This is a genomic window from Microlunatus parietis, assembly GCF_013407955.1.
GTDB classification, from domain to species: domain Bacteria; phylum Actinomycetota; class Actinomycetes; order Propionibacteriales; family Propionibacteriaceae; genus Microlunatus; species Microlunatus parietis.
Map to the genome: position 1 here is coordinate 1138391 of NZ_JACCBU010000001.1, position 18709 is coordinate 1157099.

General features: G+C 70.9%; 14 protein-coding genes. 8 read left to right on the plus strand and 6 right to left on the minus strand.

The annotated features are described in order from the left end of the window. Positions 1-29: 29 nt before the first annotated feature. Positions 30-737 carry a ComF family protein gene (locus BKA15_RS05395; protein ID WP_246322625.1) on the minus strand — a complete coding sequence of 236 codons (708 nt, stop codon included), beginning with the start codon at positions 735-737 and terminating at the stop codon, positions 30-32. Between the two features lie 1882 nt (positions 738-2619). Between BKA15_RS05395 and BKA15_RS05400 the strand changes: the two genes are divergently transcribed. Further along, positions 2620-3240 carry a helix-turn-helix domain-containing protein gene (locus BKA15_RS05400; protein ID WP_376766790.1) on the plus strand — a complete coding sequence of 207 codons (621 nt, stop codon included), beginning with the start codon at positions 2620-2622 and terminating at the stop codon, positions 3238-3240. On the opposite strand, the gene BKA15_RS05405 is transcribed toward BKA15_RS05400, so the two are convergent. From BKA15_RS05405 to mtrA, 4 genes are all read right to left on the minus strand, one after another. Continuing rightward, on the minus strand, positions 3241-4230 hold the full coding sequence (locus BKA15_RS05405) for an NAD(P)/FAD-dependent oxidoreductase (RefSeq protein ID WP_312878831.1): 990 nt from the start codon (positions 4228-4230) through the stop codon (positions 3241-3243). Positions 4231-4314: 84 nt separating this feature from the next. After that, the gene (locus BKA15_RS05410) at positions 4315-6060 is read right to left on the minus strand and encodes an LpqB family beta-propeller domain-containing protein (protein WP_179748762.1); all 1746 of its coding nucleotides are present in this window, start codon (positions 6058-6060) and stop codon (positions 4315-4317) included. Continuing rightward, positions 6057-7823: an MtrAB system histidine kinase MtrB gene (gene mtrB, locus BKA15_RS05415; RefSeq protein ID WP_218871081.1), complete on the minus strand. Its 1767-nt coding sequence runs from the start codon at positions 7821-7823 to the stop codon at positions 6057-6059. Before mtrB ends, BKA15_RS05410 begins: the two co-directional genes overlap by 4 nt. A gap of 23 nt (positions 7824-7846) precedes the next feature. Next, complete coding sequence (gene mtrA, locus BKA15_RS05420; protein ID WP_312878832.1) at positions 7847-8566, minus strand: MtrAB system response regulator MtrA; 720 nt, start codon at positions 8564-8566, stop codon at positions 7847-7849. Positions 8567-8699: 133 nt separating this feature from the next. Here mtrA and BKA15_RS05425 point away from each other — a divergent pair, with 133 nt between their 5' ends. From BKA15_RS05425 to BKA15_RS05455, 7 genes are all read left to right on the plus strand, one after another. Continuing rightward, positions 8700-9845 carry a hypothetical protein gene (locus BKA15_RS05425; protein WP_179748764.1) on the plus strand — a complete coding sequence of 382 codons (1146 nt, stop codon included), beginning with the start codon at positions 8700-8702 and terminating at the stop codon, positions 9843-9845. Continuing rightward, positions 9842-10537 (plus strand): DUF4129 domain-containing protein, encoded by a 696-nt coding sequence (locus tag BKA15_RS05430; RefSeq protein WP_179748766.1) that lies wholly within the window; start codon positions 9842-9844, stop codon positions 10535-10537. The genes BKA15_RS05425 and BKA15_RS05430 overlap by 4 nt, the downstream gene beginning before the upstream one ends. Continuing rightward, positions 10534-11745: a DUF4350 domain-containing protein gene (locus BKA15_RS05435; protein ID WP_179748768.1), complete on the plus strand. Its 1212-nt coding sequence runs from the start codon at positions 10534-10536 to the stop codon at positions 11743-11745. The genes BKA15_RS05430 and BKA15_RS05435 overlap by 4 nt, the downstream gene beginning before the upstream one ends. After that, the gene (locus tag BKA15_RS05440) at positions 11742-12806 is read left to right on the plus strand and encodes an AAA family ATPase (RefSeq protein ID WP_312878833.1); all 1065 of its coding nucleotides are present in this window, start codon (positions 11742-11744) and stop codon (positions 12804-12806) included. The genes BKA15_RS05435 and BKA15_RS05440 overlap by 4 nt, the downstream gene beginning before the upstream one ends. A 17-nt stretch (positions 12807-12823) precedes the next feature. Next, positions 12824-14119: a DUF58 domain-containing protein gene (locus tag BKA15_RS05445; RefSeq protein ID WP_179748770.1), complete on the plus strand. Its 1296-nt coding sequence runs from the start codon at positions 12824-12826 to the stop codon at positions 14117-14119. A 126-nt stretch (positions 14120-14245) separates the two neighbouring features. Further along, the gene (locus tag BKA15_RS05450; protein WP_179748772.1) at positions 14246-15892 is read left to right on the plus strand and encodes an extracellular solute-binding protein; all 1647 of its coding nucleotides are present in this window, start codon (positions 14246-14248) and stop codon (positions 15890-15892) included. 14 nt (positions 15893-15906) lie between these two features. Continuing rightward, complete coding sequence (locus BKA15_RS05455) at positions 15907-17853, plus strand: ligand-binding sensor domain-containing protein (RefSeq protein ID WP_179748773.1); 1947 nt, start codon at positions 15907-15909, stop codon at positions 17851-17853. On the opposite strand, the gene BKA15_RS05460 is transcribed toward BKA15_RS05455, so the two are convergent. Beyond that, positions 17854-18696 (minus strand): aminoglycoside phosphotransferase family protein, encoded by an 843-nt coding sequence (locus BKA15_RS05460; protein WP_179748774.1) that lies wholly within the window; start codon positions 18694-18696, stop codon positions 17854-17856. It lies immediately after the preceding gene. Positions 18697-18709 lie beyond the last annotated feature (13 nt).

Here is an 18709-nt window from a genome sequence, read left to right on the forward strand (position 1 = left end):
TCAGATTCGTCAGATCAATCGGCGCTATCTTACGGGGTGGTGCGTGCGGCCGCCGAGTGGTGCCTGCGGGTCGCCGCGATCGTCGCCGCTCCGAGGACCGGCATCCCGGCCGCGGCCAGCGCCCGGCTCGCCTCGGTCAGTGTGGCCCCGGTGGTCACCAGGTCGTCGACGATGATGATCATCCCCCGCTGGGTCGAGCCGGCGTCGCGTACCCGAAGGCTATCGGCAAGGTTGCGCTGCCGCGCCGCCGCGTCCAGGCCGGATTGATCATGAACGCTGCGGTGGTGCCGGAGCAGCCGGCGGACCCGTACCGGTGCGGCAGGACGGAGCAGCGCCGCCGCTCGCCGGGCCAGCGCCGTCGTCGCGTCGTACCCGCGACTGCGGACCGCCGCGCGGGCGGACGGGATCGGGACCAGCGTGAGCTCGCCGTCCGGACGGGTGGGCCGGGTTCGGATCAGGTGCCAGCAGGCCACTGCCAGCAGCTCGCCGAGCACCGGCGCCAGGCCCAGCGCCTGCCGTTCCTTGTGCCCGACGATCAGCCGTCGCAGCGGCTCGTCGTACCAGCCGGCCGTCGAGGTCGGCGGAAACCCGGCCGGGCACGGCGTAGGCCGGGCCGCCCTCGGTATGCGGGACCGGAGCAGACTGCGGCAGGGAGGGCAGAGTCCCCACCACGGCCGCAGGCACGCCGGGCACCGGGCTCCGAGCAGCAGGTCCCCCGCGGCCGCCAGCCACCCCATCCCCACCCGACCACCCTCCCGGATCTCCCCCCACCCCAAGCCGACCAGTCACAAAAGCAGGCGTTTTGTCGGCGTGTCGCTGCAAAAGTGACCGGTCGGTGCGAAGGGGCGGAGGAGGAGCCGGAGCGCGAAGAACCAGCGGCCGCGGAGCGACTGGGCCCGAGGCGGCGGCGCAGAGGGAACGGGGCGCGAGCAGTTGCGCCGAGAAACGGAGCCCGACCCAGCAGCGCCGAGAGAACGGGGCCCGAAGCAGCGACGGGGAGGAAGGATCGGCGCCGCGGATGGCACGGCGCACCTAAGGGTCGCGAGGCAGGCCCACGAGGGGCGGGCCCAGCGAAGGAAGCGGGGCTGAGCGAGTGCCGGAGCCGCGAAGGGCCGGAGCCGCGAGGGGTCGAACCAGGACGACGAAGGGACACGCCAGGACCTCGAGGTGCCGCGCCAAGGACCGGACCCGCGAAAACGGAGCCGCGCGAGGCAGGGCCACGAGGTGCCGGCACCGCAGGGCCGGAGCCGCGAGGGGGCCGCGCCAAGACCGCGAAAGGGGCTCGCCAGGCCACGAGGCGCCGCCCGGAGCCGCAAGAACAGAGCCGCAATCAGAGCCCGAGCCGCGAAGAGGGCCGCGCGGGTTCCGGAGCCGCTACGGGTCCGCGAGTGCGGGGCGGCGCACGACATCGAATACGAAGAATGCGGCCGGCGATTGGCACTGGTGCTCCCGAGTCGCGACAACGGTTGGGGAATATTGCGCCGCGTCTGCCCGGCCGGGGATTCCCCAATCCGGCCGACACCTCGACGCAACCGGGTCCCGGTCCGGGCTCGATCCACGCGGAAGGTGAGCATGTCGCGGATTCGGCACCGTCGGGCGCCCCTGCAGAAGATCTCGTTCGTGCAGTGACTTCATCGAACGGACGCCTTGACCGGCAGATCCGCCCGGAACGGAGGTCAACGCGTCCGCTCAGTGAGTGGCAGTGCTCGCCGGGAATCGACCGCGTTGTGGCTTCGACCCCACTCACCTCACGCCACGACCGCTGTGGATTTTCCGCCGTGACTGAACGGCTGAAACCCACTCCGGTCGTACACCTCGAGTAGGGGCAAGACCGCAAAGATCCTTGGCGATAGTTCCTACCGACCGAACTCTGCAACACCCGGTCTGCCCGGCTGGGGATTCCCAATCCGGCCGGTGTCCCGGTGTCCGGCGTCTCGGCGCCCGCGCCCACGCGCTCCCGCGTCCGCCCCTCGTCCCGGAACCCGCGCGCCTCCGGCGTATCGGTGTCTGCGCGCCTCCGGCTTCCCCGCGCTCCGGCGTCCCGCGCCCGGAGTCTCGACGTCCGCGCAGTCCCGCACCCAGCCCCGCGTCCCGGCGCCCGCGCCGTCCCTCGTTCCGGCGCCCGCGCGCCCCCGCGTCTCGGCGCCCGGGCCACTCCCGCGTCCTGCCCGCGTCCCGGAGCGCCCACGCACTCCCGCCTCCCGCCCCGCGTCCCGGAGCGCCCACGCACTCCGCGTTCCGGCGCCCGCGCCCCCGCGTCTCGGCGCCCGGGCCACTCCCGCGTCCCGCCCGCGTCCCGGAGCGCCCACGTCCCGCAGCGCCCGCGTCTCGGTGCCTGCGCGCCGCCGGCGTCCCCGCGCCCGAGCCACTCCCGCGCCCCGGCGTCCCCGCGCCCGCGCCCCGCGTCTCGACGCCTGCGCACTCCGCTCCCGCCCCGCGTCCCGGAGCGCCGGCATCTCGACGCCCCGCGTTCCGCTCAGACGCCGGGGCGCCGGGGCGTCGGGGCGTCGGGGCGTCGGGGCGCCGGGGATTCACTCCCGCCGACTCGCGAGACTCTGCTTCGACACGCCGCCGAATCGGGGCGGCGTCGTGTGGGGCGGGCGGTGGTTGACTGGGGGTGTGGCCGGCCGAGGTGATTCCGAGAAGACGCTGTCCGACGAGTACGAACGCGTCCTGACCGGGGTTGGGCCGCGGTTGAAGGCGCTCCGGCAGGATCGGTCGGCGACGTTGCAGGACGTATCGGCGGCCACCGGGATCTCGGTCAGCACGTTGTCCCGGCTGGAGTCCGGGCAGCGGCGGCCGACGCTGGAGCTGCTGCTCCCCCTGGCCCGCGAGTATGGAGTAGCGATCGACGAACTGGTCGATGCGCCGGAGACCGGCGACCCGCGGATCCGGTTGCGGCCGGTGACCCAGAACGGCATGACGATGATCCCGCTGACCCGGCGGGCGGGCGGTCTGCAGGCGTACAAGATGATCATTCCGTACCGCAAGAATGCGAAGCCGGACCCGCAGCGGCACGAGGGCTACGAGTGGATGTACGTGCTCAACGGGCGGCTCCGGCTGGTCCTCGGTGATCATGAGCTCGAGCTCGGGCCGGGCGAGGCGGCCGAGTTCGACACCAGGGTCGGCCACTGGTTCGCGGCGGCCGACCCCGCGGGTGTGGAACTGCTGTCGCTGTTCGGCAGCCAGGGCGAGCGGGCCCATGTCCGGGCCCGGACCCGCCGCGACGACCGCTCCTGATCAAGTCCCGCTGAGCTCCCGGGTCCGGGACCGGGCCCGCTGGACGGCGGCCTCGGTCTCCTCCTCGATCAGGTCCGCGTTGATCATGGCACCGGCGGTCAGGCCGGCACCGGCGGAAACGATCACCTGGGCTCGCGGATCGGCCACGTTGCCGGCCGCCCAGACACCCGGAACGCTGGTCGCGCCGTTGCCGTCGGTCACGATCCGGCTGCCGATCCGGTGCTCGCCGGCCAGCACCGGCTCCACGCTCAAACCCAACGGGGACAGGAAATCCGCGCGGGCTTCCATGATCGTCCCGACCACCAGGGTGGACCGGCCGACGAACCGGCCGGAGGCCAGTACGACCCCGGAGAGCCGGTCGGCCTCGTCCCGCTCCAGCCCGGCCACCTCACCGTCGATGATCTTGATCCCGCGGGCCGCCAGCCGCTCCCGTTGATCATCCCCGAGTTCGGTCGTGTGCGTGAACATGATCACGTCGTGCGACAGCTGGCGGAACATCAGGGCCTGGTGCACCGACATCGGCCCGGTCGCCAGGACTCCGATCGCGGTGTCCCGGACCTCCCAGCCGTGGCAGTACGGGCAGTGCAGCACGGACTTTCCCCACAGGTCGGCCACCCCGGGCAGCTGAGGCAGGGTGTCCACCAGGCCGGTCGTGATCAACAACCGCCGCGACCGGAGCCGGCGGCCGTCGGCCAGGTCGACCACGAACCCGCCCCGCTCGGTGTCGCGGGCGGCCGCGGTCACCGAGCCGTCGATCAAGGTCCCGCCGTAGCCGGCCAGCTCGGCCCGGCCGAGCTTGATCAACTCCGTCGGCGGCAGGCCCTCGTGGCCGAGGTAGTTGTGCATGTGCGCGGCGGGCGCGTTGCGCGGCTCGCCGGAGTCGATCACGGCGACCGAGCGCCGCGACCGGGCCAGCGCCACCGCGCCGCTCAGCCCGGCCGGCCCGCCGCCGATCACGATCACGTCGTGGTCCAGATCCGATCCTGACACCGTGTCCTCCTTGGTCGATTCGAGGACTCCAGCGTGCTGCGTACCCAACAGATTGGCAAGCATGCTTGCCATTTCAGCAAGAGGTCAGCCCGGGTACGCCAGCGAGTCGACCCCGGCCGAGATCCGGGTCCAGCGCCGCGCCGGATCGAGCCAGTAGGCCTCGCCCTTCTTGTTCACGATCGCCACCTGGTTGTGGGTGGGCGAGGCGGTGATCTCGGCCGCCTCGTCGTCCGGCAATTCGCCGAGGGCGGAGATCTGGGACGCGTCCTGGGACAGCAGATACACCCCGACCGGCGCCAGCGACGCGGCCGCGCCGATCACCAGCAGGCGGGAGTCGTCCTGCCAGCCGACGTCACGGAACTGGGTGATCGTGGTGCCCTGGTTGCCCGCGGTGTCGACCCGGCGCAGGTCCCCGTCGATCAGGATCCGGCCGTCGACCCGGTTGATCACGCCGAGCGTGAGCTGCCGGGTCGACCCCACCTCGCGCACCATCGCGATCCGGGTGCCGTCGGGCGACAGCTTGAACGCGACGATCTTGCTGCCCTTCAACTGCGGCGCCTGGACGTCGACGACCCGGTTCCCGACGGCGGCCCAGATGCGCTGTTCGCCGCCCTTCTGGCCGACCGCCCAGAGCTCGTTCTGCCGGGAGTACTGCGGCCGCAGCAGGTCGGACACGCCCTTGATCACGGTCGACGCCTGACCGTCCTCGCCCTGCTGGCGCAGCACGGTTCCGTCATCCGTCACTGCGGCAAGCTCGCGGTCGTCCAGCGAGACGGCGATCCGTTCGGTGCCCTCCTGCTCGCCGAGGTCACCCGAGATCGGCGCCGTCTCACGTTTGCCGGCCCGGTCGGTGATCATCCGGACACCGTCGTCGGTCGCGGCGTAGAGCTGGTCGCTGGCCCGCGGCGGCCGGGCCGCAATGGCCCGGATCCGGTCGTCGTTCACGGAGATCGCGCCGGTCGTCGGGTCGGCGCCGGGGATCCGGAAGATCTCGCCGTTCACCCGGAACATGACTGACTGGACCTGGAACTGCCGCAGGGTTTCGGCGACCTGGGCCGCCATGAGTATTCGCTGCTGATCGGTCAGCTCGTTGATCGCGTCGCTCAATCCCACCTCGGCGACGCCGCCGGCCACCGACGCCGACTGCACCTCGAGGGTCGTACCGGCCGGAAACGCGCTGCTCACCACCGGGGCGAGCCAGTCCGAGGGACCGGACAGCAGGGCCAGCATCAGTGCGGAGGCGATGCTGGCCCGTTGGGGCAGATAGATCACGTCCGGCACAAGAGTGCCGTCCCGGCCGATGAAATAGACGTTGAAGCTGTCATAGAACGTGTCGAACGTCCACTTGGGCACCAGCAACCCGGTCACCGGGTTGTTGATCCGCCACTCGCCGTCCTGCTTCTCGACCCTGAGCACCGGCCGGAACTGCTGGTCGCGAACCGTGAAGATCCGGTCCGGCCCGAGCACGCCGACCATCCGCGCGTCCAGCAGGAAGGAGGTCGGGCTCGTTGCGGTCAGCTGGCCGACATAGACCGTCGCCCCCTGATCAGGGTTCCAGCGGTCCGCAGACTCCTTGGTCAGGTACTTCCGGGCCGTCGCGTACGAGGGCTCGTAGGCCGACATCGCCTGCAGGAAACCCTCGACGATCGTCTTCGGGTCGTCGCCCGGCTGCGGGGCTGCGGGATCGACGTTGAGACAACTTCGGCAGGACGGCTTGGCGCCCTCGACCGGGTCGACCGGGCCGCGGGTCGGCACCTCGGCACAACCCGCCAGAACGGCCAGCAGCACCACCAGCACAGCGGCAACGCGACTCCGCGACGTGGTGGTCACTGGTCCCCCCTTCTCGAACTCCCGGATTCCGACGGTACGGAATCGTCCGGCGCCGCCCCCAGCTCCAGCATCTCGGGCGAGGCCGGCGACGCGGCGGGCGTCGGCGAGGCCGGCAGCAGGGCCGGCCGGTCGTCGGCGTCCATCAGCGGCTGGGCGTACTCCACGCCGTCGACCCGGGAGACCGACGGCCCGACCAGGTCGCGCGGCACCAGCGGCAACGGCGACTGCTCCAGGATGCCACCGCGTTCCTTGGGCAGCGTGAGCCGGAACTGGGCGCCCATCCCCGGCCGGCCCCACGCGGTCAGCCAGCCGCCGTGCAGGCGGGCGTCCTCCATGGCGATCGACAACCCGAGCCCGGTGCCGCCGATGGTGCGGGTCCGGGCCGGATCGGCGCGCCAGAACCGGTGGAACACCAGCTTGGCCTGGCTCGCCTCGAAGCCGACACCGTGGTCGCGGACGGCGATCGCGACGGCGTCGTCGTCCTGGGCCAGCCAGATGTCGATCGGGCGGCCCTCGCTGTGCTCGATCGCGTTGGTCAGCAGGTTGCGGACCACCCGCTCGATCCGGCGGGCGTCGACCTCGGCGACGCAGGGTCCCGGAGCGTGCACGGTGACCGTGGTCGCCGCCTCCTCGGCGAACCGCTGGTGCGCCTCGACGACCCGTTCCACGACATCGACCAGGTCGACCCGGTCCAGGCTGAGCACCGCGACGCCGGCGTCGAACCGGGAGATCTCCAGCAGATCGGTCAGCAGCGCCTCGAACCGGTCCAGCTCGGCCTGCAGCAGTTCCGCAGAGCGGGCCGAGACCGGGTCGAAGTCCTCCCGCGCCTCGTACAGCACCTCGGCGGCCATCCGTACCGTCGTCAACGGCGTGCGCAGTTCGTGCGACACGTCCGACACGAACCGGTGCTGCACCGCCGACAGGTCCTCCAGCTGGGTGATCTGTTTCTGCAGCTCGCTCGCCATGTAGTTCATCGACGCGGCCAGCCGGGCCAGGTCGTCCTGCCCGCGGACCCGCATCCGGTTGTCCAGGTTGCCCAGGGCGAGGCTCTCCGCGGCCCGGCGGGCGGCCCGGACCGGCGCGACGACCTGGCGGCTGACCAGCGCGGCGATGATCGTCAGCAGCAGCACCAGCAGCGCACTGGTGCTGATCACCGCGGTGGCGAGGACGTTCAGGGTCTCCTGTTCCTGCTCCAGTGGAAAGATCAGGTACGTCTCGTACGACCCGCTGCCGGGCAGCCGCAGCATCGTGCCGACGGCGAACGCGGGCCGGGTGGTGACCTCCTCAGTGGTCTTCTTGGCCGCGGTCGGCGTGATGTAGTACTGGCCGTCCGCCTCCGGCTTCGTCACCTGTTCCCGGAGTGACTGCGGAACGCTGCTGACGTCGGCGTCGGCGGTGCGTACGGTCTGGCGGTTGACGAACGCGATCACCCAGTAGCGGTTGGTGCCACTGCGGCTGGCCAGGTTGGCGGCGAGGGTCTGGAACAGTTCGTTGGCACTGGCGCTGCTGGTGACCGTCGAGTTGTCCAGCGTCTCCTGCGCCTCGGCCAGCGCGGCGGTCGCCTCGGATTCCACCGACACCTTCTTGGTGTCGATCACTCCGTTCGTGGCCTGCCGCATGATCAGAAATCCGCCGAGCACCACGACGGCCAGCGACGCGGCGAACACGGAGGAGATCACCCGCAGCGGCAACGAGCGCCACCACCAGTTCAGCGGCAGCTTCCACCACGGCTGATTCTCGTCGAGCGGGGTCGGAAGGGACATCGAGGCTTAACCCCTCATGGCGTTCACCGGGCCGGCTTCGGCTCGCCCGCCTTGTAACCGATGCCGCGTACGGTGACGACGATCTCCGGGTGTTCGGGATCGCGCTCGATCTTGGAACGGAGCCGCTGCACGTGCACGTTGACCAGCCGGGTGTCGGCGGCGTGCCGGTAACCCCACACCTGCTCCAGCAGCACCTCACGGCTGAACACCTGCCACGGTTTACGGGCCAGCGCCAGCAGCAGATCGAACTCCAGCGGCGTGAGCTGGATCGGCCGGCCGTCACGCTGCACCGAGTGGCCGTCGACCTTGATCGTCAGATCGCCGATGAGCAGCGTCTCGGACTCGTTGTCGTCCGGCTGGCGGCGCAGCCTGGTCTTGATCCGGGCCACCAGCTCCTTGGCCTTGAACGGCTTCGCCACATAGTCGTCGGCGCCGGCCTCGAGCCCGGCCACGACGTCGATCGTGTCGGACTTGGCGGTCAGCATGACGATGGGTACGCCCGACTCGGCTCGGATCTGGCGACAGATCTCGACGCCGTCGCGACCGGGCAGCATCAGGTCGAGCAACACCAGGTCGGGCTTGGACTCGACGTAGGCCGGGTAGGCCTGGTCGCCGTGCGAGCACCAGATCGGCTCGAAACCCTCGTTCCGCAGCACGATGGTGAGCATCTCCGCCAGGGACGCGTCGTCATCGACGACGAGCACCCTGCCGCGGCTGCTCCCGCTCTTCGTTCCCTCTGACACCGAAAGGCCTCTCTGACATAGCTCTGGGCGCCCCTAGCCTACTGATCTGGATCCTACTGATCCCTGCCGGAACAGCGGGCGTTCGCGATCGGTGCGTGTCCCTATGATTCCTCGGGATGCAACACTGGCCCGGATGGCGGCGACGATCAATCCGGGAGGCGGGCCCGCGCTGCCGTGGCAGCGGCTGCGGCGCCCGGCGGTGCTCGACGCGTCCCGGGCCGCCCTGATCCCGCTCCGGCCGCTGACCATCACCGAGGTGCTGGACGCGGCGTTCCTGGTGGTCCGGGCGAACGCGCGGATGATGGTCGGGCTGCCGCTGGTCATCGCCGGAGGGGCGGGGCTCTATCTGCTGGGCGGGATCGGCCTCTGGTTCCTGCTCGGCGACACCTCCGGCGAGACCGTACAGATCGTCTCCGTCGTCCTGTACGGGCTGCTCGGCCTGCTGCTGCTCACGATGTGCCTGGTCTGGATGACCGCGGTGCTGTCCCGGATCACCCTGGAGACGGTGCTCGGACCGGGCTTCGTACCGGCGACGCCGTGGACGCTGCGCCGGGCCCTGCGGATGTTCTGGCCGATGGTCGGCCTGTCCCTGCTGCAGTGGGTGGCCGCGTCGACGATGCAGTCGATCATCATCTCCGGCGTCTACTACGTCCTGATCGCGCTGATGCTCGCGATGGGCACCGGATTCTCGGCGACCGCGCTGGGCGGGGTGGCGACCGTCGTCACCGTGATCGGGTACGTGATCTCGGCGGCTGCGTACAGCTATCTGTCGCTGGCCGTCCCGGCCTACGCCACCGAGAACCCGCATGCCCCGGCCTGGATCGGCACGCCGGCCCGCCGGACCAACATCATCACCGCGTTCATCCGCTCGTTCACGCTGATCGGCTGGCGCAATCTGCCCCGGGCGACCGTGATCATGGCCGGCGCGTTCGCGATCACGCTGCTGGTGATCACGCTGGTCGGTTTCGGGTCGCTGCTGGTGCTGGTGCTCTACACGACTTCGCTCGGGGTCGACTTCCTCGATCTGCTGTACAACCCGTGGACCTATCTCGGCGTGTTCGGGTTCTCCTCGATCGTCGCCATGTCGGCGCTGCTGGCCTTCGTCGCCGCCGTGCAGACCCTCCTCTACGTCGATCTGCGGATGCGCCGGGAGGGCCTGGACCTGGCGATGCGCTTCGATTGCGTACCCATCCCGCAGCCGTCCGCGCCGCCGATCGTCTACGTGGCCCCGCCGCTGCCGCCGCGCCCGCCGCTGCCGCCACCGGGGCACGGCCGATGATCCCGCTGGATGTCCCGGTCGAGCTGAGTCGGGAGGAGGCGCGCCGGCGGGTGTTGGAGGAGCTCGGCAAGTCGCGGTATGCCGAGATGCCGCAGTGGTTGCGGGACCTGCTGCAGTGGCTCTCCGAACTGCTGGAGCGGATCGTCACGTTCGTGCTCGGGGTGAGCTCCGGCCCGGCCGCGGCGGGCGGCGGGATCAACGTCGCGTTCGTGGTCATCCTGGTGCTGATCGCCGCCGGGATCGCCCTGCTGATCTGGAAGGTCGGGCTGCCCCGCTGGCAGACCAAGCGCCGGCGGGATGCCGAGGTCGACCTGAGCGAGGAGCTGGAACCGGACGACTACCGGTCGGCGGCGCAGCGGTTCGCCGCGGCCGGCGACTGGCGTTCGGCGGTACGGGATCGGTTCCGGGCCGTGGTCAAGGAACTCGAGATCGCCACCATCCTGGACCCGCGGCCGGCCCGGACCGCGTTCGAGGCGTCCGCCCTGGCCGGCCGGGCGCTGCCGGAGCAGGCGGCCGCGCTGGACGCCGGGGCGCGCACGTTCTCCGAGGTGATGTACGGCGACCGGGTGGCCGACACGGCGGCGTACCAGCGGATGGCCGAACTGGACGACCGGATCGGCGAGGCGGCCCGGCAGGCCGACCTGGCCGGCGACGAGCCGGAACCGGCGGCCGGACGAGGAGCCGGACGATGACCGCCCCGACCGTGCCCCACGAGACGCCGACCGAGCCGACCGAGCCGGTCCAGCCTGTCGCGCCGGTTGAGCCACCGCGGCGGCCGGCGTGGTCGAGGTTCCTGCGGCACCGGGCGACCCGCTGGGTGGCCGGCGTGCTGGTGGTCGTCCTGATCGTGCTGGGCACCGTGGCCGCGTTCAGCGCCGCGACCGCCGGTCAGGCGGAGAACGATCCCCGGTCGTCACGCCCGGACGGTGCCCGGGCCGTCGCCGCCGTGCTGGAGCAGGAAGGCGTCGAGGTCAGGCCGACCGAGCGGATCGACGCCGCGGTCCGAGACGGCGCCGGCGCGACCGTCGTCGTGGCGTACCCGGACCGGCTGTCCGACGACCAGGTGCGCCGGCTGCTGGAGATCCCGGACGCGCGGCTGATCCTGCTCGCCCCGGACGACGGCCTGAGCCGGTTCGTCGCGGGGGTCGAGTCGCGCTACGTCGACGGCAGCTCCGTGGAACCCGGCTGTTCCGATCCGACCGCGGTACGTGCCGGGTCGACGACCTTCGCCGGCGGCCGTACCTTCCGGACCGAGGCCGGGTCGTCGGTCGCCTGTTACCGGACCGAGGACGGCTACGGCTACCTGAGACTCCCGTCGACCACCGGCCGGGAGATCGAGCTGCTCGGCGGCGGCTGGACCAACAGCACGGTCGCGGTGGACGGCAACGCCGCCCTGGTGCTCGGCCTGCTGGGCTCCCGGGAGCGGCTGGTCTGGGTGATGGCCACCGGGAGCGGCCCGTCCGGCCCCGGCAACGAGACGGCGCCGCCGCCGACCGTGCTGCCGCCCTGGTGGGCGGTCGCGGTGGCGCAGGCGGTGGTCGCGTTGATCATCGTCGGCATCTGGCGCGGCCGGCGGCTCGGCCCGATCATCCTGGAACGGCTGCCGGTACGGGTCCGGGCGTCGGAGACCGTCGAAGGGCACGGGCAGCTGTACCACCGGCTGCAGGCGCGGGAGCGGGCCGCCGCCGCGCTGCGCGAGGGAGTGGTGCGTCGCCTCGGCCGCCGGTACGGTCACGGGAACGACCCGATGGCGCTGGCGGCGGCCCTCGCCGAACGCACCGGGCGGGACAGCCGGCAGGTGTACCACGTCCTGTTCGGGCCGGTCCCGGACGACGATGATCAACTTCTGAACCTTGCGGAGAACCTCGATGATCTTGAGCAGGAGGCACGACAGCCGTGAGCCATGACCCGTACCAGCAGCGGCCCTATCCGGACCGGCCGCCCATGGCCCCCGGCTATCCGGCGGTGCAGCAGTCGACCCCGCCGCGGCCGGCACCTCCGCCGCCTCCGCAGTCGCCGGCGCGGGCCGCGCTGTCCGCGCTGCGGGCCGAGGTCGGCAAGGCCGTGGTCGGCCAGGAGTCCGCGATCACGTCGTTGATCATCGCGCTGATCTGCCGCGGCCACATCCTGCTCGAGGGCGTACCCGGAACGGCGAAGACCTTGATGGTGCGCGCGTTCAGCAAGGCGATGCAGATCGACACCAAGCGGCTGCAGTTCACCCCGGACCTGATGCCGGGCGACATCACCGGCACCGTGATCTACGACGCGCGGTCCTCGGAGTTCACGTTCCGGGAGGGGCCGGTCTTCACCAACCTGTTGCTGGCCGACGAGATCAACCGCACGCCGCCGAAGACCCAGTCCGCGCTGCTGGAGGCGATGGAGGAACGCCAGGTCAGCGTGGACGGCACGCCACGCCCGCTGCCCGACCCGTTCATCGTGGCGGCCACCCAGAACCCGGTCGAGTACGAGGGCACGTATCCGCTGCCGGAGGCCCAGCTGGACCGGTTCCTGATGAAGATCAAGATCGATCTGCCGCAGCGGGACGCGGAGATCGAGGTGCTGAACCGGCACGCGCACGGCTTCGACCCGCGCGACCTGGACGCGGCCGGGCTGACCGCGGTGGCCACGCCCGATGATCTTCGGCAGGCGCGCCGGGAAACCCAGGCCGTGCTGGTCCAGCCGCAGGTGCAGGCCTACATCGTCGACGTGGTCCGGGCCACCCGCCAGTCGCCCTCGCTGCAGCTGGGCGTCTCGCCGCGCGGCGCGACCGCGATCTTGAACACGGCCCGGGCCTGGGCCTGGCTGTCCGGCCGCGACTACGTGTCGCCGGACGACGTCAAGGCGCTGGCGTTCGCCACCCTGCGGCACCGGGTGGCCCTGCGCGCCGAGGCCGAACTCGAGGGGATCACCGCCGACTCAGTGATCGAATCGATCCTGGCCACCGTTCCGGTACCGCGCTAGCTCGAGCGGGGCTGATCATGATCCTCACCTGGCGGGCCGGCCTGCTGGCCGCGATCGCCGTGGTCGCGGTGGCGATCGCGGGGCACTGGCTCGCGTTCGTGATCGCGACCGGCCTGCTGCTGTTGTTGATCTTGGTCGACCTGGTGCTCTGCCCGTCCCCGGCCAAGATCACGGTACGGCGTTCCGGTGACACGTCGATCCGGCTCGGTGAGGAGGCGATCGTCTCGGTCCTGCTGATCAACCACAACCGGCGCGCGATCAAGGCGACGGTCCGGGACGCCTGGACCCCGTCCGCCGGCGCCCGGGGCGGCATCACGACACTGACCATCCCGGCCCGGCAGCGCCGGCTCACCCGGACCACGCTGCGGCCGACCCGGCGCGGCGACCGGCCGAGCGGTCCGGTGATCATCCGCAGCTACGGCCCGCTGCGGATCGCCGGCCGGCAGAGCGCGCACCACGAGGCACCGTGGCAGGTCCGCGCGCTGCCGCCGTTCCACAGCCGCAAGCACCTGCCCAGCCGGGTGGCCCGGTTGCGCGAGCTGGACGGGCGGTCCAGCATCCTGCAGCGCGGCCAGGGCACCGAGTTCGACAGCCTGCGCGAGTACGTACCCGGCGACGACGTCCGCTCGATCGACTGGCGCGCGACGGCCCGGTCCACCACGGTGGTGGTGAAGACGTGGCGGCCGGAGCGGGACCGGCACGTGTTGATCGTGCTGGAGTCGGGCCGCACCTCGGCCGGCCGGGTCGGTGATCAGCCGAAACTTGATCACTCGATGGACGCGGCCCTGCTGCTGGCCGCCTTGGCCTCCCGGGCCGGCGACCGGGTCGACCTGCTGGTGGTCGACCGCGAGGTCCGGGCCAGCGTGGTCGGCGAGCCGGCTTCGACGATGCTCAACACGTTCGTCAACGCGATGGCCGGCGTCGAGTCGGTGCTGGTCGAGGCCGATCACCGGAAGCTGGTCGCCGAGGTGATGAGCCGGGTGGCCCAGCGGTCCCTGGTGGTGATCTTGACCGGGCTGGACACGGCCGCGATCACCGACGGTCTGCTCGGCGTGATCGGGCCGGTCCGGCGCAAGCACCGGATCGTGATCGGCGCCGTGTCCGATCCTCGGATCGAGGAGTTGCTGAGCCGGCGCGAGGAGCCCGGGGACGCCTACGCGGCGGCCGCGGCCGAGGTCGACATCGCCCGCCGGGAACGGGTGGTCCGGCAGCTCCGCGATCTCGGCATCTCGATCGTCCAGTCGCCGCCGGACACCTTCGCGCCCGCGCTGGCCGATCACTACCTGGCACTGAAGAAGGCCGGCCAGCTCTGACGGCCCGCGGCGAGGTTTCGGACACGAAACTCGCGGTTTTGGACATTCTCCATCGCTTGCCAACCGGCTGGGTGCGCCACTAGCGTAGGTCCATTGCAATCGGTTTCATCGAGAGGTGAATTGATCATGACCCCGGCCTTCTCCCTGTCCCGCCGGCATCTCCTCGCAGGGGGCACCGCGGTCGCCGGCGCCGCTCTGCTCGGCGGTTGCGCGTCCGGCAGCGACACCACGGACTCCGACGAGGCCAACCGCGCCGTGACGTTGCCCGCCTACGTCCCGTACGAGGGAGTGAAGCCGGACCTGGCGTCGACCGACGAGGCGGTGATGCCCGGCTTCCTGAGCTACCCCAAGGGCGATGTCACCGCGACCGAGGGCAAGCCGCTGGCCAGTGGGAAGCCGCTGACCATCCTGACCAACACCAACGTGCAGCTGCCGCCGCCGCTGGCCCAGAACAAGTACTGGCAGGCGATCAACGAGGCGGCCGGCGCCGAGCTGCAGTTCACCATGGCGACCGCGGCCGACTACACCGCGAAGCTGACCGTGGTGATCGCCGGAGATGATCTTCCCGAGGTCGTCGCGCTGCGCCCGATCGGCGATCTGCCGAAGTTGCTCGAGGCCCGGTTCACCAACCTGACCGAGCACCTGTCCGGCGACGCGATCAAGAAGTATCCGAACCTGGCCAACATCCCCACGATCTCGTGGCGGTCCTGCATCTTCAACGGCGGCATCTACGGGATCCCGCTGAATCGGCCGGCCGCGGCCGGTGAGATGCACGCCCGGCTCGACGTGATCAAGGCCCGGGGCGCGAACCCGGAGCCCAAGAGCTACGCCGAGTTCCTCGAGATGTGCCGTACGGTCAACGATCCGAAGCGGAACCGCTATGCGATGGGCAGCCCGGCCTCGACGATCAACTTCCTCAAGGAGATGCTCGGCCTGCCGCTCGGCTGGGGTGTCGACGACGCCGGCAAGTTCACCCATGTCGCCGAGCGTGAGGAGTTCAAGCAGATCCTCGATGCGGTGTCGCAGCAGTGGAACGAGGGACTGTTCCACCCCGACTCGTTCACCCAGGAGACCCTGCTGGCGCAGTGGGTCGGCACCGGGGTGGTCGCCGTGAACAACGGAGGCGCGGGCTCGGTGTCGGGCTACTACACGACCTACAGCGCGAACAATCCGGACATGGAGATGGGCATTCTGGTGCCGCCGAAGTGGGACGGCGGCGGCGATGGCACCAAGCTGATGGGGCCGGCGATCTACGGTGGCCCGATCGCGATCACCAAGACCACGCCGGAGCGGCTGGACGAGATCCTGTCCTTCTTCAACTGGCTGGCCAGCCCGTTCGGCACGGTGGAGCACCGGCTGCTGTCGTACGGGGTCGAGGGGCACGACTTCGACTACCAGGACGGCGATCCGGTGCGCTCGCAGACCGGTGTCCGCGAGGTCACGCTGCCGGTCAACTACACCGGTTCGGCTCCGGTGGTGAACTTCACGCCCGGCCGGCCGGAGACGACGAAGCAGTATCACGCGTATCAGGAGCGGTGCGCCAAGAACAAGCTGGCGATGGCCACTCAGGGTCTCTACTCCCCCCACCCAGCAGTCCGACGGCGCGGCGCTGGACAAGAGCCTGACCGACGCGATCAACGACGTGGTCACCGGGCGGAAGAAGCTGGCCGACTTCGATGCGGCGCTGTCCTCGTACCGCTCCGGTGGCGGGGACACGATCAGGACCGAGTACCAGGAAGCCTACGCCGCCACGCGGTGACCAACTTCGTCTGAGGAGTCAGCACGCCATGGCGCGTCGCTTCGCCCTGCCGCCTGCGCAGGATCCGTTCGTCAATACGCCCTTGATCAGCCTCGGCCCCGGCGCCGACGGCGCGGAGCGGTTCTGGATCACCTCCTGGAACAGCGTCTCCGGGACCCAGGCGATCATGATCACCGAGGACGGCCGGTCCGAGCAGCACCGGTTCCCCGATCATCCCGGTTTCTACAGCGCGGGACCCGAGGACGCCGACACGCTGTGGCTCTGCGGTGATCTGGCGAAGATCATCCGGTACGACCTGCGCACCCGGGCGGTGGAACAGTTCGACACCGGGGCACCCTACGCGCTGATGTTCGGCGGCATGGTCGTCGACCCGGTGTCCGGGAAGCTGTTCGGGCTCGCGTTCCCACCGCCGGACCCGACCGCGATCAGCTTCGACTTCCGCAACCGTACCCCCGGGTCGGTGACCCCGAATCCGTGCGCCGAGCACTACTCGGCGTCCCACTTCGCCAACGGCGACGGCACCTTCACCCTGCTCGCGTTCAATCCCGATCTGGCCTTGCTGCGTTGGGATCCGGCGACCGACCGGGTGAGCCGGACGCTGGTCAGCGAGTTGCTCGGCCGGCCGGTGCGCTGGACCGACCGGTCGACGATCAGCGCCACGATCACCGACGACACCGGCCATGTCTACCTGCCCGAGGTCGGCTGGTATGACCCGCTCGGGCAACGGCTGGCCGACGGTCCCGAGGCGTCCGCGCGGATGAACTGGTTCGCGCTGCGGGACGGCACCGCGTGGGGTGCGGCGATGGCCGGGGAGATGCTGACCGTGGCTCGCTGGGACCTGGCCAGCGGCAAGATCACCGAGCTGTGCCGGATCCCCGACGGGACCATCCAGGGCACCCGGCTGACCGAGTCCGGCCGGATCGTCGCGGTGACGATGTTCGGCACGTTCTACCTGATCGACGCCGAGGACGGCTCGCTGCTGCACGCGCGCCACGTACCGTCGGACTCGATCGGGCACGTCGACTGCCTGCGCCGGATCGACCAAGATCGACTGCTCGGCACGACCTTCATCACGCAACGGTTCTGGAGCCTCGACCTGCGCACCGGCGAGGGCGAGGATCTCGGCCGGGCCGCGCCGGGCGGCGGCGAGGTGCTGCAGACCTGGAAGATCGACAACCGGGTCTACCTGGCCGCCTACACCGGTGCCGAGCTGGTCGAGTACGACCCCGGCCGGGCCGCCCGGTTCCCGGAGAATCCGCGGATCGTCGCCAAGCCGGCGACCGGAATGCGACCGGTCGCCGCGGCCGACGACGGCCGGGTGATCTTCTACTCGTCCAATCACCACTACGGCGAGCTCGGCTGTGTGATCACGAGGTACGACACCGGGACCGGGCTGGCCCGCTATGCCGACGATCCCCTGCCCGGGCAGGCGATCCGCAGCCTGGTCCTCGACTCCGCGGGCACCGCGCTGCTGGCCGGAACCACGATGGACGCGGACTGCGAGAGCGCGCCGCCGTCCGATGATCACTGCCTGTTCACCAGGATCGACGCGGAGTCCCTGGCGGTGATCATGACTACCAAGGCGCCGGCCGGTACCCGGATCGCGCGGGTGCGCGGTGCGATCGATCAAGATCGTTTCCTGGCCACCCTGACCGGAACCTTCGACGGGCGGAGCGAGAAGCGCTGGCTGGTGCTGCCCGCCGCCGGGCCCTGGCCGGAGCTCACGCTGGCCGACACCCGGCCGCTGCCCGAAGCGGCGACAGTGGTGGTCCCGACCGGTACTGCCGGCCTGTTCGTGCTCCGGACGCCGAGCGGGTTCGCGCTCTGGGACTTCCGGGGCGACAACCCGGTCCGGCTGGCCGACGTCTGCGACGACCCGAAGGCGTACGCCTGCGAGATCCAGGACGGCTCGCTCCACGTCCTGCTCCCGGACGCGGTCCTGGTCGACGACGAGCTGCTGTCCCGCTTCAGTTGATCAAGGACGCGGGAGCCAGGGACGGCGATCGACCGCGAGCTTGAACGCGTCCGCGTGGAAGGCCGCGCCGCTTTCGTCGCCGTGGCGATCGTTCCACCAGGCGTTCATGATCATCTTGAAGGCGGCCCACCAGTGGATCGCCGCCTCGGCCGCGTCGCCGGGGGTGAGGCCGACCCGCTGCAGGAACTCGGCCCAGCGCGGCTGCGGCAGGAATCCCCACACCTGGATGCCGACGTCGCGCAGCGGATCGGACAGGTCGACGAGATCCCAGTCGAGCAGGTACGGGTGCCCGTCGGCGATCACGTAGTTGTGCCAGTGCGGGTCGGGATGGATCGGCCGCGCCGTTTGCCGCGCGAGCTCGGCGGCCTGCCGCCGCCAGCGATCCAGCCGGACCTGCAGTTCGTGATCACGGAGTGGCGCCAAGGTCGGGGCCGGCTGGGCGTCGATCATGGCCACCGCGTCCGGCACGGCGAGCCGCCAGGTCCCTTGTCCGGGCAGAAGCAGCCGGCGGAGCGCCTCATCGTTGAGATAGCTGCCGACCAGGTCGGCCCAGCGCGGCAGGTTGGCGGCGAACCAGTCATGATCGGGATGCGGCCCGCTGACCGCCCGCTGCACCACGTACTCCCGTTCCTTGTGGACGCCGCTCGCCAGGATCGGCGGCGTCACGCCCAGATCGGCCAGCCGGGACAGGATCGCGAGCGGAGTCTCGATGAGCTTGACCGCAACGGCCTCCTCGCCCCGCTCGGCCAGCCGGGTCACCCTCATCGAACCGCGAACCTCGGACACCCGCCACCCGGCGCCCGGGAGCACGGCACGGACGTAGCCTTCGGTGAGCTCGGCCATGCCCAAGACCTAC